At 64.3% G+C, this 16,098-nt stretch carries 20 protein-coding genes; 11 read left to right on the top strand and 9 right to left on the bottom strand.

What is annotated here, in order from left to right:
• The first annotated feature begins 59 nt into the window (after window positions 1-59).
• From dnaQ to EL2594_RS12740, 6 genes are all read left to right on the top strand, one after another.
• Window positions 60-749, top strand: coding sequence for a DNA polymerase III subunit epsilon (gene dnaQ / locus EL2594_RS12765; RefSeq protein ID WP_011415510.1), 690 nt, complete (start codon window positions 60-62; stop codon window positions 747-749).
• A gap of 54 nt (window positions 750-803) precedes the next feature.
• Window positions 804-1,376: a ribosome hibernation-promoting factor, HPF/YfiA family gene (hpf, locus tag EL2594_RS12760; protein WP_011415509.1), complete on the top strand. Its 573-nt coding sequence runs from the start codon at window positions 804-806 to the stop codon at window positions 1,374-1,376.
• Window positions 1,377-1,483: 107 nt separating this feature from the next.
• Complete coding sequence (locus EL2594_RS12755) at window positions 1,484-1,945, top strand: PTS sugar transporter subunit IIA (RefSeq protein WP_011415508.1); 462 nt, start codon at window positions 1,484-1,486, stop codon at window positions 1,943-1,945.
• Window positions 1,932-2,399 (top strand): PaaI family thioesterase, encoded by a 468-nt coding sequence (locus EL2594_RS12750; protein ID WP_011415507.1) that lies wholly within the window; start codon window positions 1,932-1,934, stop codon window positions 2,397-2,399. The genes EL2594_RS12755 and EL2594_RS12750 overlap by 14 nt, the downstream gene beginning before the upstream one ends.
• 1 nt (window position 2,400) lies before the next feature.
• Window positions 2,401-2,739: a DUF1491 family protein gene (locus EL2594_RS12745; RefSeq protein ID WP_011415506.1), complete on the top strand. Its 339-nt coding sequence runs from the start codon at window positions 2,401-2,403 to the stop codon at window positions 2,737-2,739.
• Between the two features lie 205 nt (window positions 2,740-2,944).
• Window positions 2,945-3,592: a cell wall hydrolase gene (locus EL2594_RS12740; protein WP_011415505.1), complete on the top strand. Its 648-nt coding sequence runs from the start codon at window positions 2,945-2,947 to the stop codon at window positions 3,590-3,592.
• A 108-nt stretch (window positions 3,593-3,700) separates the two neighbouring features.
• Here EL2594_RS12740 and xth read toward each other — a convergent pair whose 3' ends face one another.
• From xth to EL2594_RS12725, 3 genes are all read right to left on the bottom strand, one after another.
• Window positions 3,701-4,489, bottom strand: coding sequence for an exodeoxyribonuclease III (gene xth / locus EL2594_RS12735; RefSeq protein ID WP_011415504.1), 789 nt, complete (start codon window positions 4,487-4,489; stop codon window positions 3,701-3,703).
• 131 nt (window positions 4,490-4,620) lie between these two features.
• Window positions 4,621-4,974, bottom strand: coding sequence for a HesB/IscA family protein (locus tag EL2594_RS12730; protein WP_011415503.1), 354 nt, complete (start codon window positions 4,972-4,974; stop codon window positions 4,621-4,623).
• A 31-nt stretch (window positions 4,975-5,005) separates the two neighbouring features.
• Window positions 5,006-5,437 carry a CBS domain-containing protein gene (locus tag EL2594_RS12725; RefSeq protein WP_011415502.1) on the bottom strand — a complete coding sequence of 144 codons (432 nt, stop codon included), beginning with the start codon at window positions 5,435-5,437 and terminating at the stop codon, window positions 5,006-5,008.
• A 111-nt stretch (window positions 5,438-5,548) separates the two neighbouring features.
• On the opposite strand from EL2594_RS12725, the gene EL2594_RS12720 reads away from it, so the two are divergent.
• On the top strand, window positions 5,549-5,839 hold the full coding sequence (locus tag EL2594_RS12720) for a hypothetical protein (RefSeq protein ID WP_011415501.1): 291 nt from the start codon (window positions 5,549-5,551) through the stop codon (window positions 5,837-5,839).
• Here the strand turns inward: EL2594_RS12720 and EL2594_RS12715 are convergent.
• From EL2594_RS12715 to EL2594_RS12695, 5 genes are read right to left on the bottom strand one after another with little or no spacing between them, the layout of a single operon-like run.
• The gene (locus EL2594_RS12715) at window positions 5,836-6,204 is read right to left on the bottom strand and encodes a (2Fe-2S) ferredoxin domain-containing protein (protein WP_011415500.1); all 369 of its coding nucleotides are present in this window, start codon (window positions 6,202-6,204) and stop codon (window positions 5,836-5,838) included. The genes EL2594_RS12720 and EL2594_RS12715 overlap by 4 nt on opposite strands.
• The gene (locus EL2594_RS12710) at window positions 6,201-8,384 is read right to left on the bottom strand and encodes an alpha/beta hydrolase family protein (RefSeq protein ID WP_233994278.1); all 2,184 of its coding nucleotides are present in this window, start codon (window positions 8,382-8,384) and stop codon (window positions 6,201-6,203) included. Before EL2594_RS12710 ends, EL2594_RS12715 begins: the two co-directional genes overlap by 4 nt.
• 59 nt (window positions 8,385-8,443) lie before the next feature.
• Complete coding sequence (locus EL2594_RS12705; protein ID WP_011415498.1) at window positions 8,444-8,914, bottom strand: DUF2497 domain-containing protein; 471 nt, start codon at window positions 8,912-8,914, stop codon at window positions 8,444-8,446.
• Window positions 8,915-8,934: 20 nt separating this feature from the next.
• Window positions 8,935-10,404 carry a TolC family outer membrane protein gene (locus EL2594_RS12700; RefSeq protein WP_011415497.1) on the bottom strand — a complete coding sequence of 490 codons (1,470 nt, stop codon included), beginning with the start codon at window positions 10,402-10,404 and terminating at the stop codon, window positions 8,935-8,937.
• Window positions 10,405-10,406: 2 nt separating this feature from the next.
• On the bottom strand, window positions 10,407-11,006 hold the full coding sequence (locus tag EL2594_RS12695) for a protein-L-isoaspartate O-methyltransferase family protein (protein WP_011415496.1): 600 nt from the start codon (window positions 11,004-11,006) through the stop codon (window positions 10,407-10,409).
• A gap of 174 nt (window positions 11,007-11,180) precedes the next feature.
• Between EL2594_RS12695 and EL2594_RS12690 the strand changes: the two genes are divergently transcribed.
• From EL2594_RS12690 to EL2594_RS12680, 3 genes are all read left to right on the top strand, one after another.
• On the top strand, window positions 11,181-12,707 hold the full coding sequence (locus tag EL2594_RS12690; RefSeq protein WP_011415495.1) for a fumarate hydratase: 1,527 nt from the start codon (window positions 11,181-11,183) through the stop codon (window positions 12,705-12,707).
• Window positions 12,708-12,850: 143 nt separating this feature from the next.
• On the top strand, window positions 12,851-14,065 hold the full coding sequence (locus EL2594_RS12685; protein WP_041686079.1) for a sensor histidine kinase: 1,215 nt from the start codon (window positions 12,851-12,853) through the stop codon (window positions 14,063-14,065).
• Window positions 14,062-14,802: a LytR/AlgR family response regulator transcription factor gene (locus tag EL2594_RS12680; protein ID WP_011415493.1), complete on the top strand. Its 741-nt coding sequence runs from the start codon at window positions 14,062-14,064 to the stop codon at window positions 14,800-14,802. Before EL2594_RS12685 ends, EL2594_RS12680 begins: the two co-directional genes overlap by 4 nt.
• A gap of 475 nt (window positions 14,803-15,277) precedes the next feature.
• Here EL2594_RS12680 and EL2594_RS12675 read toward each other — a convergent pair whose 3' ends face one another.
• A complete protein-coding gene (locus EL2594_RS12675; protein ID WP_011415491.1) occupies window positions 15,278-15,586 on the bottom strand; it encodes a UrcA family protein in 309 nt (102 codons plus the stop codon).
• A gap of 204 nt (window positions 15,587-15,790) precedes the next feature.
• On the opposite strand from EL2594_RS12675, the gene EL2594_RS12670 reads away from it, so the two are divergent.
• A complete protein-coding gene (locus tag EL2594_RS12670) occupies window positions 15,791-16,057 on the top strand; it encodes a hypothetical protein (RefSeq protein WP_011415490.1) in 267 nt (88 codons plus the stop codon).
• The last annotated feature ends 41 nt before the right edge of the window (window positions 16,058-16,098 follow it).

Genomic DNA, 16,098 nt, shown 5'->3' with positions numbered 1-16,098 from the left:
AGACCGATCCACCATCACACCTCTTGCGACTCGCGCCACAAGGGTGAATAGTGCAGCCAATGCGTGAAATCGTGTTCGATACCGAAACCACCGGCCTCGACCCCAAGACAGGGGACCGGATGGTTGAAATCGGCTGCGTGGAACTGATGAACCGGGTCCCGACCGGCGAGACCTTCCATGCCTATTACAATCCGGAACGCGACATGCCGCCGGCGGCAGAGGAAGTACACGGACTGTCCGCCGCCTTCCTGTCCGACAAGCCGCTGTTTCGCGACACGGCGGATGCGCTGCTCGAATTCCTCGGCGATGCGCCGCTGGTGGCACACAATGCCGGGTTCGATTTCGGCTTTCTCAACACCGAGCTGGAGCTGATCGAGCGCGAGGCAATCAGCTTGGATCGCATGGTCGATACCGTCCAGATCGCGCGCAAGAAGCACCCCGGCGCCAAGGTGTCGCTCGATGCGCTGTGCAGCCGCTACGGCGTCGATCGCAGCCACCGGGTCAAGCACGGCGCGCTGCTCGATGCCGAGTTGCTGGCCCAGGTCTATGTCGAATTGCTCGGCGGCAGGCAGATTGGGCTCGGCCTCGATCCGGAAGCCGCCGACACCGACCCGTCCGAAGCTGCGTGGAAGCCGGAAACGGTCGCACGAGCGTTTCGCACACCCCGTCCCCATGCGGCCAGTGCGGAGGAACTGGCCCGACACAAAGTGTTCCTCGAAGGGATCGAGTCCCCGCTCTGGAACAATTGATACAGCCGTCGCTCGTGTGAGCAATGCCCCCAAGACAACAGGAGAGTGTCGCCGATGGATATTCGCGTTTCAGGCCACCAGATCGAAACCGGCAGCGCGCTGCAGGACCACGCCTCCGACCGGTTGAATGCCATCGTCGAAAAGTATTTCAGCCGGGCGATTTCTTCACACGTTACGTTCGGCAAGGCGCCTGCCGGGGCTTTTGCCTGCGACATCGTGACCCATGTCATGCAGGGGCTCGTGCTCAAGGCCCATGGCGAGGCGCATGACGCGCACCAGGCGCTCGACCAGGCGGCGGAAAAGCTCGACAAGCAATTGCGGCGCTACAAGCGCCGGCTGCAAGACCGGCACGAACAGGCCGCCCATGCGCTCAAGGAAGAGGAAGCGGCCTATACGATCTTCGCGGCATCCGATTCCGACGAGATCGAGGACGAGGACGGCGGCGAGGCCCCGCTGGTCGTGGCGGAAACGAAAACCGATATTCCCGAGGCTTCCGTAGCGGATGCGGTCATGATGCTGGACTTGCGTGACACAAACGCGATGTTCTTCAAAAACGCTGGAACGGGCCGACATAATATGGTCTATCGCCGCCGTGACGGATCGATCGGCTGGGTCGAACCGCACTGAGAGGGACCACATCGGTATCGAGCAGCGCCTGATCGCGGGCGTTCGTCGCTTGTCTGTCCGCGCGGTCCGAAACCTGTCGAGTGCTGGAAATACCCCCGAGTTTCACCATGAATGCGCTTTTCTCTTTCCCGCCCGAAGCCGTCGCCAGCGCATCTGCCGACACCAAGGGCGAGGTCCTGTCGCTGCTGGCCGATCATTTCGCGCGGATCTACGATCTCGACGCTGGCGGCGTGCTCGATGCGCTGGAAGAGCGCGAGAAACTGGGCAGTACGGGTTTCGGGCGCGGCGTGGCGATTCCGCATGCCCGCCTCGATACGATCTCGCGCCCGCTGGCGGTCCTGCTGCGGCTCGACGCGGCTTGCGATTTCGCGGCCGCCGACGGCATGCCGGTCGACCTGGTCTTCGGCTTGCTGTCGCCCAGCAATGCAGGAGCAACGCATTTGCACGCGCTGGCGGCGATTTCACGGCTGGTGCGCGACGAGGAGTCGCATCGCCTGCTGACCGAAGCGCCCGATGCCGAAGCGCTCTACGCGCTGATTACCAACGCGGCGGATCGTGACGCAGCCTGAGCAGACCCCCGGGGCGGACCTGCATTACCGCGCGCTCGAGCGTCTTTACACCGCCGCTCCCGTCAACCATCTGTTCGAATCCGCGCTGGCGATCGAAGAGCGGGGGCGCTCGCGCATCACCTTCCAGGTGACCGAGCAGACCTATCACGCGGCCGGCGCGGCGCATGGCACGATCTATTTCAAGATGCTCGACGATGCGGCTTTCTATGCCGCCAACACGCTGGTGACCGACCGCTTCCTACTGACGACATCGTTCAACCTGCATTTCACCAAGCCGGTGCGTATGGGGGAGGTCGTGGCCGAAGGGCGCTGGGTCAGCGGCAAGCGGCGGGTCTTCGTCGCGGAAGCGCGGCTGGTCGATGCGGAGGGCGAAGAGATCGGACGCGGGACCGGCACGTTCATGCGCTCGCATATCCCGCTGGCAGGATTGCCGGGATATTCCCCGGAAGGCTGACATGGGCGATTCGCGGCTCCCTGCCCATCTCGAAATCGCCGCGATTATCCGCCTTGTCGAAGCCGGAGGCGGTTTCGCTACCGTGCTTGCCAAAGGCGAGCGCGACGCCGGAACCATCTTGCTGGTTGCGACACAGAATGGCCATTCCGCGCAACTTTACGAAAGAATGCCCCAGCTCGACGGATCGCGCGCCTGGACGCTTTCGAAAGAGCAAGACCCTGAAAAACTGGGGGAATTCAGCGAATATCTCGACCGCAGGAAGCGGCAGGACAGTGATGTCTGGATTCTCGAAGCGGATATCGCGGACGGGGCACAGTTCATCGCAAATCTGCCCGGTTAGCTTGACCTAAACGTCAACCCGCCTATCTGCGCGGCACTCCCGAAATTGGCGTAGGCAATCCACGCGGCACTCCTGCCGCGTGCGATGAGCGCGCAGACGGGGGGCGACCGGCAGGTCCGTTCAGAACCGTAAAGCTAATACGCTTAATTCCTCCCTCGGTTCCCGCCTGCGTCTGGTTCGCTCACCGCCGTAAGATTTGAGATTGATGAGCCGCAAGACTTCTCACTTCACGCTGGTGGCCGTTGCCGCAAGCATGGTGATTACCGCTGTAAGTGCCGAGCTGTCGGGCGCCAATGCGCAGGCCAGCGAAGCCAGCCAGCCGATAGAACAGGCGCTGGTCGAAGAAACCGTTCCGGTTTTCGTGGCCGAAGAAGTGGTTCAGCCGCTTCCCGAAACCGAAGCAGCGCCCGCGCAGGAAGACAGTGCCCCCGAGGCCAACTCGCTGCGCGACCTCATTTCCGAGATTTCCGCTCCGCAGGAGCTTTCGCGCCAGATGGAATGCCTCGCCGGCGCCATCTACTTCGAATCGCGCGGCGAGCCGCTCAACGGCCAGCTCGCGGTGGCGCAGGTCGTCATCAACCGCGCCGAATCGAATGTCTTCCCGTCGGATTATTGCGGCGTCGTCTACCAGCGCGCGCAGTTTTCTTTCGTGAAGAACGGCACGATGCCGCGGATCAAGCGTGGCTCAAGCGCGTGGAAGCAGGCCAAAAAGATCGCGCGCATCGCGCATGAAGGCCTGTGGGAGAGCGAAGCGCAGGATTCGCTCTATTTCCACGCCAATTACGTCAAGCCGCGTTGGAGCTATCGCAAGCAGCCGCGCGCCACGATCAAGACGCACATCTTCTACCGCTGATTGTCGAATCAGTCAGCCCGCCCTGCCCGGACACGCTCCGGCAGGACAGGGTCGCAGGGAACCTCTTCGTGTCCGACGGGATGCGGAGGGGTTTTCTATTGCCCGTCGTCAGCCGTCGGCAAGTTCGACCCAGACCGGCGTGTGATCGCTGGCCTTCTCGCGGCCGCGATAGTCCTTGTCGACGCCGACTGCGGTCAGGCGATCGGCCAGTTCGGGCGACAGCAGGCAATGGTCGATGCGGAAGCCGTGGTCGCGCTGCCAGGCACCGCGCTGGTAATCCCAAAAGGTCCACACGCCGCCGCGCGGGTTGAGTGTGCGGACCGCATCGGTCCAGCCGTCGGCCAGCTGACGCTGGTAGGCATCGCGCGATTCCGGCTGCATCAGCGCATCGTCCTGCATCGCCTTGGGCGACCAGACATCGTCGTCATGCGGGATGACGTTGAAATCGCCGGTGACGATCGTCGGCTGTTCGCTCTGCCACAATTCGCGCATGCGGGCGCGCAGCTTTTCCATCCAAGCGAGCTTGTAGTCGAATTTTGGCCCGGGATGCGGATTGCCGTTGGGCAGGTAAAGGCAAGCGATGCGCACGCCGTTCACGTGGGCCTCGAGATAACGCGCCTGCTCGCCCTCGCCTTCCTTGGGCCCGTCCACGCCGAGTCCGCGCTGGGTCTCTTCCGGCTTCACCCCGTCGGCCAGGATGGCGACGCCGTTGAAGCTTTTCTGCCCGTGCCAGATGGCGTGATAGCCGATCTTCTCGAATTCGTCGGCGGGAAAGCCGTCGTCCTGGCTCTTGATTTCCTGAAGGCAGGCGACCGTCGGCCGCGTTTCCTCGAGCCATTCGATGAGGCGCGGCAGGCGGGCCTTGATGCCGTTGATATTGAAAGTGGCAATTCTCACGCTCTCACCCCCGGGACGGTTCGGCCCCGGACCCGATCCGGGGTTGTCGAAGCCATGCTCGTACCTTCGGGTACTGCGCTAAAAGAAAGTACGGCCCTTCGACAAGCTCAGGGCGAACGGAAAATTGGAATTCAGATCCCGAAAGAGGATCCGCAGCCGCATCCCGCGGCGGCCTGCGGGTTGGTAACCTGGAACGCTGCCCCGCCGAGCGATTCGACGAAATCGACCGTGCTGCCTTCGACCAGCTCGAGGCTGACCGGATCGACAACTAGCGCGACGCCTTCCGTCTCGCTTTGCAGATCGTCATCCTCGGGCGCATCGGCCAGTTCGAACTTGTACTGGAAGCCCGAGCATCCGCCGCCTTCGACCGCGAGGCGCAGGATCGCCGGTTTGCCCTGCTTTTCCGCAATCCAGCGCACGCGCGCGGCGGCGGCTTCTGTCAGCGCCGGAATTTTTTCGGCAGCGGGGGTCAGCGTTTCGCTCATTACAGCAATGTAGGGATGCGCCCGGCCCCGCTCAAGCGTGCTGGATATAATCGCGCATCGCCTGCGCTTCGTTTTCAACCTCGTCGATCCGGCTTTTGACGAGGTCGCCGATGGAAACGAACCCCGCGAACGCGCCGTTGTCAGTCACCGGCAAATGGCGGATGCGGCGCTTCGTCATCAGCGCCAGCGCCTCGTCGACCTTGGTGGATTTCTCGACCGTGATGGCGGGCGCGGTCATGACCTGGCCGACCAGCTTGTCGAGGCAGGACGTGCCTTCCTCGGCCATGCGGTAGATCACGTCGCGTTCGGAGAAAATCCCGGCGATGCTGCCGTTCTCCATGACCGGCACGGCCCCGATACGCTTGCTCGCAAGCAGCGCTATGGCCTCTCGGACAGGTTGATGGGCATCGCAGGTTATGACATCAGCTGCGGCGCGCCTCTCGATGAGATGTGCGACTTCCATGGCGGGCCTCCTTTTTCGCTGGTGCGGAACATGCCATGAAAGGGCAAGTTTGGCGAGTCGGGGCATTTACCACGCGCAGCCCGGCGCAGCCCGCTGTATCAGGATCGTATCATGCTTCCCAAGTCCCCGCTCGAAGATCCGGACAAGGCGGCTTTTGCGTGGGCGCGCTACAAGCGGCTGATGCGTTTCATGATGCTGGCGACTGTCGGCGTGGTGATTATCGCGCTGGCGCTGCTTTATGCGCAGAATGGCATGGTCTCACCGCATTTCTTTATTGCCGTCGCGTTGGGGATCGGCTTTTCGATGATGCTGATGAGCGCGCTGATGGGTCTGGTGTTCCTGTCGAACGGTACCGGACACGATGAGTCGGTCGACAACCGCCTGCCGCGCAACGACGATTAGACAGGGCTGCGGAGCCTGAACTCCTCCACCGGCTCACCGCCGATCAGGTGCTGCTGGATAATCCGCTCGAGCACGTCTTCGTTGCAGGAGTGATACCAGACCTGGTCGGGATAAACGACCGCCACCGGCCCGGCGGCGCAGACTTGTAGGCAATCGGCCTTCGTGCGCTGGGCCACCCCCGCCTTGGGCAGCCCCAGTTCCTTCATGCGGCTCTTGAGATATTTCCAGGCCCGCTCGCCCTCGTCGAGCTTGCAGCATTTCTGCTTCTCGCTCAGCGCGCAAAGAAAGATATGGCGCTCGACCCGCTCGCCCGCGATCGAGCGCAGCGCGCGGCGCGCCTTGTCGAGCTTCTTTTCCGACGTCATTCGCCTGCCTCGCCGTCCTCCTTCAGCCAGCGATCGAGCCAGGCGAACACCGTCTCGTGCCATTGCAGTGAGTTCTTCCCGCCGAGCACCCAGTGGTTCTCGTCCGGGAACACCAGCAGCTGCGATGGAATGTCGCGTTCCTGTAGCGCAGTGAAGCTGGCAAGCCCCTGCGTATAGGGCACGCGAAAATCGCGCTCGCCGGCGACCACCAGCATCGGGGTCTGCCAATTGTTTACGTAATTGACGGGGTTCCAGCGCTCGTAGGTTTCTACGGCTTCGGCGTAGGAGCCGCCGAAATCCCAGCGCGGAAACCACAGCTCTTCCGTGGTGTAGTAGAAACTGCGCATGTCGAAGAGCCCGTCGTGCTGGACGAGACACTTGAACCGGTCTGGCCAGTTGCCGGCGATCCAGTTGACCATGTAGCCGCCATAGCTCGCCCCCATTGCACAGGCACGGTTGCCGTCGATCTGCGGGTCGCGTGCGAGCGCGGCGGCGAGGCCTTTCTGCAAGTCCTCCAACGGCTTGCCGCCCCAGTCCCTGTTGATGCTGTCGGTAAAGGCCTGCCCGTATCCGGTCGACCCGTGGAAATCGACCGAGATCACCGCATAGCCCTGGCTCGCCAGCACCCGCGGGTTCCAGCGGCTCGACCAGCCATCGTTGAACGAGCCTTGCGGGCCGCCGTGAATGTAGAGGATTGCCGGCATAGGCCCGTCGGCCCCTTCGAGCTTGGTGATCTGGCCCCACACCGTGTCGCCGCCCGCACCGGCGAAGCTGAAGCGCGTGGTCTGCACCGAAGCCATGGCTCCGACCTCGGGTCCGCCCACCAGGACCAGCGGCTTGGCCTGCTGCCAGCCGTCGGAGAGGAAGAGGTGCGACGGCGAGCCGATCGAATCGCGGGCGAAGAGCAGGCGCTCGCCCGGCAGCGGCATGACATTGGCAATATGCGCTTCGTTGCCGGCCATCAGGTCGAGCTTCTCGACCGCGCCGGTCTGCGGATCGATCCGGAAGGCAGGCGTGTCGAGCACATCCTGTGCGGTCGCGACGAGCCAGCGCGAATCGGGCGTCCACGCGAGCGAATGGAAACTGCGGTCGTAGTCGGGAGTAAGCGCGCGGCTCTCCCCGCTGGCAAGATCGCGCAGCATGACGGTGAGCTTGTCGGATTCGTAACCCGGTCGCGCCATTGCGAGATAGGCGAGATACCTGCCGTCGGGCGAGGGTACGGGCGACGTGTCGGTGGCGAGATTGCCTGCGGTCAGGTTCTCGGGTGCGCCGCCGTCGAGATCGGAGCGATAGATGTCGAGATTGGTCGATGTCGGTTCGTCGCCATCGGCCTTGCGGGCGACGAAATAGATGGCCGAACCGTCGGCGGCCCACGCGATATCCTCGCCGCCGCCGAACGGCTTGGTCGGCGTGTCGCCGGTGATGGATGCGCCATCGCCCGGCGGCCCGTCGAGCGCTTTGCCGTCACCGACCGTCTTGCCGTTCTCCAGCCCGAACACGAAGACGCGGCTGAAGGTGCCCGGCGTCTCCCATGTATCCCAGTGGCGATAAAAGCCGTCGGCGCCGTCGTAGAGCCTGCCATTGCCGGGGCTGGGCAGGTGCGCAGTGCCATCGCCGTCGCAGCCGAAGCGCGGGCAATCGCGGGCGATCTCCGCCCACACGGCAATCGCATCGCCTGCGGGCGAAAGCGAGAAGCCATCGACGTCGGTACCGAAATCGGTGACGGGCAGCGGCCCCTTGACGCTTCCGTCCGCTTCCAGCGAAGCGCGCCAGACCTGCACTGATCCCGCCTTGCTTCCCGTCCCGGCGCCTTCGCGGTCCGACAGGAAATACAGCCAGTTGTCAGGGCCGAACGCGGCGGACCGCGCCGATCCGAGGAGGTCGAGCTTTGTGGTCGCTGCATCGAGATCGGTCAGGTCGCGCAGGTGCAATTCGCTCGTACGCTTGAGCGTCTCGTCATCGGTGACGGTAATTGCGAAGACGGCATAGCGCCCGTCACCCGTTACTGTCGGCGCGCCAAGGCGCGGCATGGTGACGAGGTCGCGCGCCGTCATCGGCTCCGCCGTCTCCATGGCCGGTATCGGCGCGGGACTATCCTGGGCGTGGAGCGGGGCGCCAGTTGCGGCGATGGCAGTTGCGAGAAGGCCACAGGCCGCCGCGGTCGCGAGATATCGGTTCATGGCGCGCAGGGATACGCGCTCGGTGCGCGGGCGCAAGGTCTTTCGAATGTTCGTGAAAGTCAGCCGCGCTTGCCGGCGATACGGGCGATCTCGTTACGGACCATATCCTCGACCATGCCGGGCAGGTTCTTTTCCAGCCATTCGGCCAGCATCGGGCGCAGCATGTCGCGCACCATGCCTTCGAGCGAGGTCTCTCCCGAGCGGACGATCTGCGGCCTGGCACCGGGTTCGGCGAGCATCGCCAACGTGGCAAGATTGTCGCGCATGGCGTCTCGCACGGCATCGCCGAGCAGCGAGTCCTCGGCATGATCGCCGACTTCCGACGTCACGTCCTCGACCATGGCGTCGGTTCCGAGTTCGAGCACTTCTTCGGCTTCGTCGTCGTCGACGGGTTCCGGCATATCGTCGGCCGCAGCTTCGCTTTCGCGACGACGACGCGCTTCCATAGCGCCCGCACGATTGTCGCGTGCAATCACTTTCTTGATCGATTCGAGAATTTCTTCGACCGAAGCCTCGCCTTGCTGGCGCATGCTGCAAACCCCCTTAAGCGCTACGGTTGCGGGTCGTCCGAAGCCGTGACGTCACCCGGGACATCCGCATTTGCGGGCGGAATGTCAACGGTTCTGGTCGATTGCGCGGCAGGTGTGGGATCGCGGTCCCAGTCCCAGATACGGCCGTCGACTCGCTCATAATTGGTGACCGGATCGTAGAGCACGCCGCCTTCGAGGCCGAGATCGCGCGCCTCCGCCCTGCCCATGGCGGCCAGCAGGGTGAAGCCGGCGACATAGGCGTTGCGCCGCGCCGTCACCAGCTGCGCGCGGGCCTGCAGGAGTTCCTGCTCGGCGTTGAGCACGTCGAGGATGGTGCGGTTGCCGATCGAATTTTCCGCGCGCACGCCCTCGAGGCTGAGTTCGGCCGCCTGGACCGCGAGCTGCGAGCTTTCGATGACCGCGAGCGAAGCCTCGTAGCTGGAGAAAGCCGCTCGTGTGGTGGCGATCACTTCGCGCTCGGCCTGGATCACCTGTTCGAGCGCAGCCGTCTCGCGCGCCGCCGCCTGGCGTTGGCGCGCCGCGGGAAGTCCGCCCTGGAAGATCGGGACGGTGAGGCGGATCCCGGCATTGGCGGTAGTTTCGCTCTGCGACACGCCGGTGACGCCGCTCGCGAGGGTGCCGAAATAGTCGGTATAGTCGCCGCCTGCAAACAGGCCGACCGTCGGCAGGCGGCCCGAACCGGCGACTTCGGTATCGAAGCCCGCCGCCTGCGCCCGCTCGCGCGCGGCTAGGAGATCGGGATTGCTTTCGAGCGCGGTTTCGACCGCGACGATCGGGTCGTCCGGCAAATTGGGTAGCGGCGGTGGCGGCTGCAGATCGTCCGGGCCCGAGCCGACCAGTTGCGCATAGGACTCGCGGGCTTGGATCAAATTGGCTTCTGCATTGCGAAGATCGCCGCGGGCCAGCGCCAGCCGCGATTGCGATTGCGCGACATCGGTGCGGGTCAGGTCGCCGATCTCGAAGCGGTCGCTGGTCGCTTCGAGGTTGATCGTCAGCACCTGCACCTGATTGAGGTTGAGCCCGACCAGCGCCTGAGCGCGGAGGACATCCATGTATGCGGCGACGACCTGGCTGAAAATGGCCGATTCGGTCCCGCGCAGGCTGGCCTGCCCTGCCGCGACGCGTTCCTTAGCCGCCCGGACCGAATTCTTGACCGCGCCGCCGGCATAGAGCGGCACCGTCAGATCGGGACCGACCTGCAGTGTGCGGGTAGGGGCGGTGAAGCTGTTGGGCGAGGTTTTGAGGAATTCGATATATTGCGCGGTGGCGGTGACACTGGGCAGGCCCTGCGCGCGCTGGATATTGGGGTTCTCGTCCTCGGCGCGCTGGTTGGCGCGGGCGGCCTGCAGTGTGGGATTGGTCTGGTAGGCCTCGACCAGCGCCTCGCGCAGGGTATCGGCCTGCGCCGGACTCGCCGCCAGCAGCGACGCTCCGCACAGCAGGGCAGGATACCTCCCGAGACGTTTCATGGTCAGAAGCTCCAGCCTTTCGGGCTATCGAAAGCCGGGAGGCGCGGTAGCGCAACGTCGGCGACCGGGAGGAATGCCATGTCCTTGCCCTGCCGCTTGCCGATCGCGAGGCGGGTCACGCCGTCTTCGATCAGGCCAGTGACCATGCGACCGTTCTCGTCGAGCCGCTTGGCCAGGGCCGCAGGGCAGGCTTCGATCGCGCCGTCGATCAGGATCAGGCTGTAGCTGCCGCGCTTCTTGCCCGTTGCGGCATCTTCGGCCGAAACAGTGTCCAGCTTCGCCACCATCGGTTCGACCAGCGCCGCGAGGTAGCCCGAGCCGTTCTCGACGATCAGCGCGCTGTCTTCGAGGTTCGGCCGCGCTTCGCTCAGCATCTTGCCGTGCGAGACCGGCTGTGCCAGCGTGCCGCCATTATCGAGCGCGATCGCGCGGTCCATGTAGCAATGGCCCCTGGCGCTCGCGGGCACGTGATCCTCGCGCGGTACGGACAGCATCCGAGCCAGCACAGCGGTCGAATTGACGCCGCTGGTGCGCAGCTGGCTGTCGATCATCGCGCGACGGGCGGCGGCATAGTCGATGGGGCGGGTGGCAGTATCGATCATGGGAAATCCTGTAGCTGTATTACACCGACAATACAGTTCGTCAATTCCCCCTTACCGATATGGCCCGAACAGGCCAAGCGCTTATGCGGCTGCGAATGCCGTCTTTGCCTTTTGACGGGTAGCGGCTCGCGGGCCTATGGGGACGCCGGTTCTACGAGAAGGAGTATCGCTTCGATGAGCGACATGACCACGATACGCGAAGACGATCTCATCGAAAGCGTCGCCGACGCGCTGCAATATATCTCCTACTATCACCCGATGGATTACATCCGCGCCCTGGGCGATGCCTACGAGGCGGAGCAGGGCCCGGCGGCGAAGGATGCGATCGCACAAATCCTTACCAACAGCCGCATGTGCGCCGAGGGGCATCGACCGATCTGCCAGGACACCGGCATCGTCAACGTGTTCGTGAAATGGGGGCAGGACTGCCGGCTCGTCTCTAGGCGGAGCCTGCAGGATGTCGTCGATGAAGGCGTGCGCCGCGCCTACAATCATCCTGACAACAAGCTGCGCGCCTCGATCCTCGCCGATCCGGCGTTCACCCGCCGCAACACCCGCGACAACACGCCGTGTGTGCTGTCGGTCGAGATGGTGCCGGGCCGCATGGTGGAGATCGACGTCGCGGCCAAGGGCGGCGGCAGCGAGAACAAGTCCAAGTTCAAGATGATGAATCCCAGCGACAATATCGTCGACTGGGTGGTCGAACAGCTGCCCAGCATGGGCGCGGGCTGGTGTCCGCCGGGCATGCTGGGCATCGGCATCGGTGGCACGGCAGAACATTGCATGCGGCTCGCCAAGCTGAGCCTGATGGAGCCGATCGACATGGGCCAGCTCAAGCAGCGCGGGGCGCAGAACGATCTCGAGCAATTGCGGATCGACATTTTCGATGCGGTCAACGCCCAGGGGATCGGGGCGCAGGGACTGGGCGGGCTGTCGACTGTGCTCGACGTGAAGATTCTCGACGCGCCCTGCCATGCGGCAGGTAAGCCTGTCGGGATGATCCCCAATTGCGCCGCCACGCGCCACGCCCATTTCACGCTCGATGGCTCCGGCCCGGCCTACCTCGAACAGCCCGATCTCGACCAATGGCCCAAGGTCGACTGGCAGCCCGACAGCGCTGCAAAGCGCGTCGATCTCGACAACCTGACGCAGGAAGAGGTCAATAGCTGGGAGCATGGCGACCGGCTGCTGCTCTCGGGCAAGATGCTGACCGGGCGCGATGCTGCCCACAAGCGCATCCAGGACATGCTCGACAAGGGCGAAGAGCTGCCGGTCGATTTCAAGGGCCGCGCGATTTATTACGTCGGCCCGGTCGATCCGGTGATGGGCGAAGTCGTCGGCCCCGCCGGCCCGACCACCGCTACGCGGATGGACAAATTCACCGAGATGATGCTCGACCTCGGCCTGCTGGCGATGATCGGCAAGGCCGAACGCGGCCATGACGCGGTGGAAGTGATCAGCCGCTACAAGGTCGCCTACCTCATGGCGACGGGCGGCGCGGCTTACCTCGTGGCGCGCGCGATCAAGGAATCCAGGGTCGTCGGCTTCGAAGACCTCGGAATGGAGGCGATCTACGAATTCACCGTCAAGGACATGCCGGTGACGGTGGCCGTCGACAGCCAAGGAAACAACGTCCACACGCTTGCCCCTGCCAAGTGGAAGCAGCGGATAGCCGACGAAAAGCTGCTGGCCGACGGCTAACGGCGCAGGGCCGTCGAGCGCGCCATCTCGCTCGACCAGCGGCAGAATCGCGTCGACTACGGTGCTGGCCTCGACAGGCCGTTTGGGCCTAGAGGCAGGCTGACAATATGATTGCAAACGAAACTTCTTCGCATCCGTCCGCCGTGCGCCTTCCGCTGCGCTATGTCGTCGGTTCGATCGTCGGCCTGTGGGCGGTCTATTTCCTGCTCATCACGGCCCGCGGCGCCCTGGTTGGCATGGAATTCGACGCCGACCTGCTGCTGCGCCGCACCGCCGTCTGCCTGGTGGGCGTGGCCGTCACCTTCGTCATCTGGCTGGTGCTGCGGCTGTTCGATGCCAGCAAGACCTGGCTCAAGATCGTGATCGCGCTGATCGTGGCCTTCCCCGGGGCGGTGATGATCGCGCAGTTCAACCAGCTGATGTTCGCCGAAATCCAGGAGCGGATGTACAACAAATTCGCCGAAGAGCGCGGCGTGAGCCTGCGCCGCGACGAGGCGGGCAATCTGCTGGTTGAAATTCCCCAGCCGCGCGACTGGAAAGTGACCCGCGACAAAGATGCCGCCGAAGACCGGGATGCGCCGGTCTACACCTTCACGCTCGAAGAGGCGAAGGAGGGCTATGCCCGCTGGCTCCCGCTCGTCGATGCTTCGCTGAGCCGCTATTACCTGCTGCTGACCTGGGCGGCGCTCTATCTCGCCATGCTGGCCGGGGCGCAGGCGCGCGCGGCCGAACGGCGCGGCGAGCGTTTCCGCAGTGCGGCCAAGGCGGCCGAGCTCCGCAGCCTGCGCTACCAGGTCAATCCGCACTTTCTGTTCAACACGCTCAATTCGCTGTCCTCGCTGGTGATGACCGGCAAGGCCGAACGGGCCGAGGAAATGATCCAGGCGATGTCGCGTTTCTATCGCCACAGCCTCGCCGACGACACCACCGCAGACGTGCAACTGGCGGACGAGTTCGAACTGCAGCGGCATTATCTCGAGATCGAGCAATTGCGCTTCCCCGAGCGGTTGAAGATCGACTTCATCCTGCCGCCGGCGCTGGAAAATTGCCGCGTGCCCGGCATGATCCTGCAGCCGTTGGTGGAAAATGCCGTCAAATACGGCGTTGCGCCGGTCAATCGCCCGGTCACCATCACCGTCAGCGCGGACGAGGAATTCGACCGGCTGGTGATCCGCGTGGCCGACGATGGCCCGGGCGTTCCGAAAGGCACCAAGCCCGGCTTCGGCATCGGTCTGGCCAATGTGAAGGACCGCATCGAAGCGCGGTTCGGGCGCGATGCCACCATCACGGCAGGCCCGGTCGAAGACGGCTATGTCACCGAATTGCGTCTGCCGCTCGAGAGAAAGGCCGCATCATGAGCGATGACAAGGATGTATCGCTGCGCACGCTGATCGTCGATGACGAACCGCTCGCGGTCGAGCGCATGCAGGTGATCTGCGCCAAGCTGCCCAAGCTCAATGTGGTCGGCACCGCCAGCGACGGCGAAGCGGCGCTGCGGCTGGTCGATGCGCTGACGCCCGATCTTGTCCTGCTCGACATGACGATGCCCGGCCTCGACGGGCTCGCGGTCGCGCGCAAGCTCGGCAGGCTGGACGCTCCGCCGGCGGTGATCTTCGTGACGGCGCACGATCATTTCGCGGTCGAGGCCTTCGACCTCGAAGCAATCGATTACGTGTTGAAGCCCGTCGCGCAGGACCGGCTCGAGCGCGCGATCGAGCGCGCCATTGCGCGGCGCGGCGAGGCTCGTCCGGAGAAGGAAAGCGAGTGGCTGCAGGAGCTCTGGGTCCCGCACCGCAGCGAATTGATCCGGATCGAGACAAGCCAGGTCTCGCGCATCGATGCCGAGCGCGATTACGTCCGCCTCTATGTCGGCGATCGCACCTACCTGCTGCTGCAGACCATCGCGGGCCTCGAAGAACGGCTCGACCCAGCTGAATTCATCCGCATCCACCGCTCCACGATCCTGCGCAAGGACGGCATCCGCGGCCTGCGCCACGACGGCCTCGGCGTGTGGTCGGTCGAACTGGAAGACGGCGAAGCGCTGCGGATCGGGCGGACCTATCTGCCCAAGGTCAAGGCGATGGCCGGGCGCTGAAGCGCCCTTGTTTTTTGCTTTTCGCACCCGCATCCGTGGGTGCGTCCTCGGTGCTGGTCCTCCCTTCGGTCGGGCACCTGCGGGGCGGGCGGTCGCCCTTGCCTGGCCTCCGCCGGCCCGGTGCTCCGCGACCAAACCAAGGACTTTCGCTCGAACAGGCTAACTACTGTGTGGCGGAGCACGGTCGGCGGAGTCGAAGCCGAAGGCGCAGACGGCGCGAAGCGCCACCTGCACAGCCGACCGCAAGCGCGACTGCGCGCCCGCAGCGATTAGGTCCGCAGGACCCCTTGAGCGAGGAAACCGCGCGCCCGGATGGGCGTGCGAAAAACAAAAACTCGAAACCCCGCCACCTAGCCCAGCGTCTAAAGCGATCCGCCCGCCCCACATAAAAACCCCGAGCCGGGGGACTGCGTCCGGCTCGGGGCTCCGTGACTGAACCTGTTAGGGTTGCAGCCTCCGGGTAGCTGGGGTCGCGTCAGCCACCCAAGCGGGTTTCGTCCATCACCTGGGCGAATTGCCGCTTGGCGAGGCGTTTCACTTCGCGAATGCAGCCTTTCGCCTTCGAGGCGGTGATGCGGGTGCCGGTCGTGTGCACGCCGACCGAGCAGTATTTCTTCGCCGCGGCATCGATGCGCGATTCGAGCGTCTTCTGGCCGGCGGTGGTGTTGAGGTCGAGATCGGCATAGGTCACGACCATGGCGTCAGCGTTGGCACTGCCGGCCAGCGCGGGGGCACCGGTCAACAGGGAAGCGGTCGCTGCAAGGGCAAGGATGGGGGTCTTCATGTGTATTCCTCCGTCTGCGACGGCCTGTTCGAGGGGGGATGCCGTTCGCGAGGTTTGAAATACGCGCGCTGGCAACGCGCTGCACGGCCAATCCGACTACATGCGTAATCGAAACGACAAACGGGCTGGGCCCGGGACCAAAAGCGCGAAATCCCGGACCAAAGGCCATTGGCAATCGACGAACAATTCCGGCAGACTACAGGCATGTTGATCGTCATCGTCTTCATGCTCGGGATCGCCAATTTCGCGATGCACAGCGCCGTCATGCGGAGCGGCCACCCGGTGCTGCAGGACGTGCCGTGGCTTGCGACCAAAGGTGGCAGGCGAATCGCGATGGCGCTGGAATTCCTCATCCTCGCCGCCGCGCTGTCGCTTGCCCGGATGGGATTTCCGATGTCCGGTTGGGCCTATGGCTTCTATTCCGCCTGCAACGGGATCGCGGCGTGGATGATCCTCTCGCGCCGCAAGTGACGAATTAAGGTGGCGACACCGCCCCGCCGCGAGAGTAAACG

Origin of the sequence: Erythrobacter litoralis HTCC2594, assembly GCF_000013005.1 — a bacterium.
Lineage (GTDB): Bacteria > Pseudomonadota > Alphaproteobacteria > Sphingomonadales > Sphingomonadaceae > Parerythrobacter > Parerythrobacter litoralis_A.
The sequence above is the reverse complement of the archived record's forward strand: the minus strand, read 5'-3'. Positions and strand labels throughout refer to the sequence as shown.

Coding starts and splice junctions, on each gene's coding strand:
- dnaQ (WP_011415510.1), top strand. CDS start 60: ATGCGTGAAATCGTGTTCGATACCGAAACCACCGGCCTCGACCCCAAG.
- hpf (WP_011415509.1), top strand. CDS start 804: ATGGATATTCGCGTTTCAGGCCACCAGATCGAAACCGGCAGCGCGCTG.
- EL2594_RS12755 (WP_011415508.1), top strand. CDS start 1,484: ATGAATGCGCTTTTCTCTTTCCCGCCCGAAGCCGTCGCCAGCGCATCT.
- EL2594_RS12745 (WP_011415506.1), top strand. CDS start 2,401: ATGGGCGATTCGCGGCTCCCTGCCCATCTCGAAATCGCCGCGATTATC.
- EL2594_RS12740 (WP_011415505.1), top strand. CDS start 2,945: ATGAGCCGCAAGACTTCTCACTTCACGCTGGTGGCCGTTGCCGCAAGC.
- EL2594_RS12730 (WP_011415503.1), bottom strand. CDS start 4,974: ATGAGCGAAACGCTGACCCCCGCTGCCGAAAAAATTCCGGCGCTGACA.
- EL2594_RS12725 (WP_011415502.1), bottom strand. CDS start 5,437: ATGGAAGTCGCACATCTCATCGAGAGGCGCGCCGCAGCTGATGTCATA.
- EL2594_RS12720 (WP_011415501.1), top strand. CDS start 5,549: ATGCTTCCCAAGTCCCCGCTCGAAGATCCGGACAAGGCGGCTTTTGCG.
- EL2594_RS12715 (WP_011415500.1), bottom strand. CDS start 6,204: ATGACGTCGGAAAAGAAGCTCGACAAGGCGCGCCGCGCGCTGCGCTCG.
- EL2594_RS12710 (WP_233994278.1), bottom strand. CDS start 8,384: ATGAACCGATATCTCGCGACCGCGGCGGCCTGTGGCCTTCTCGCAACT.
- EL2594_RS12705 (WP_011415498.1), bottom strand. CDS start 8,914: ATGCGCCAGCAAGGCGAGGCTTCGGTCGAAGAAATTCTCGAATCGATC.
- EL2594_RS12700 (WP_011415497.1), bottom strand. CDS start 10,404: ATGAAACGTCTCGGGAGGTATCCTGCCCTGCTGTGCGGAGCGTCGCTG.
- EL2594_RS12695 (WP_011415496.1), bottom strand. CDS start 11,006: ATGATCGATACTGCCACCCGCCCCATCGACTATGCCGCCGCCCGTCGC.
- EL2594_RS12690 (WP_011415495.1), top strand. CDS start 11,181: ATGAGCGACATGACCACGATACGCGAAGACGATCTCATCGAAAGCGTC.
- EL2594_RS12680 (WP_011415493.1), top strand. CDS start 14,062: ATGAGCGATGACAAGGATGTATCGCTGCGCACGCTGATCGTCGATGAC.
- EL2594_RS12675 (WP_011415491.1), bottom strand. CDS start 15,586: ATGAAGACCCCCATCCTTGCCCTTGCAGCGACCGCTTCCCTGTTGACC.
- EL2594_RS12670 (WP_011415490.1), top strand. CDS start 15,791: ATGTTGATCGTCATCGTCTTCATGCTCGGGATCGCCAATTTCGCGATG.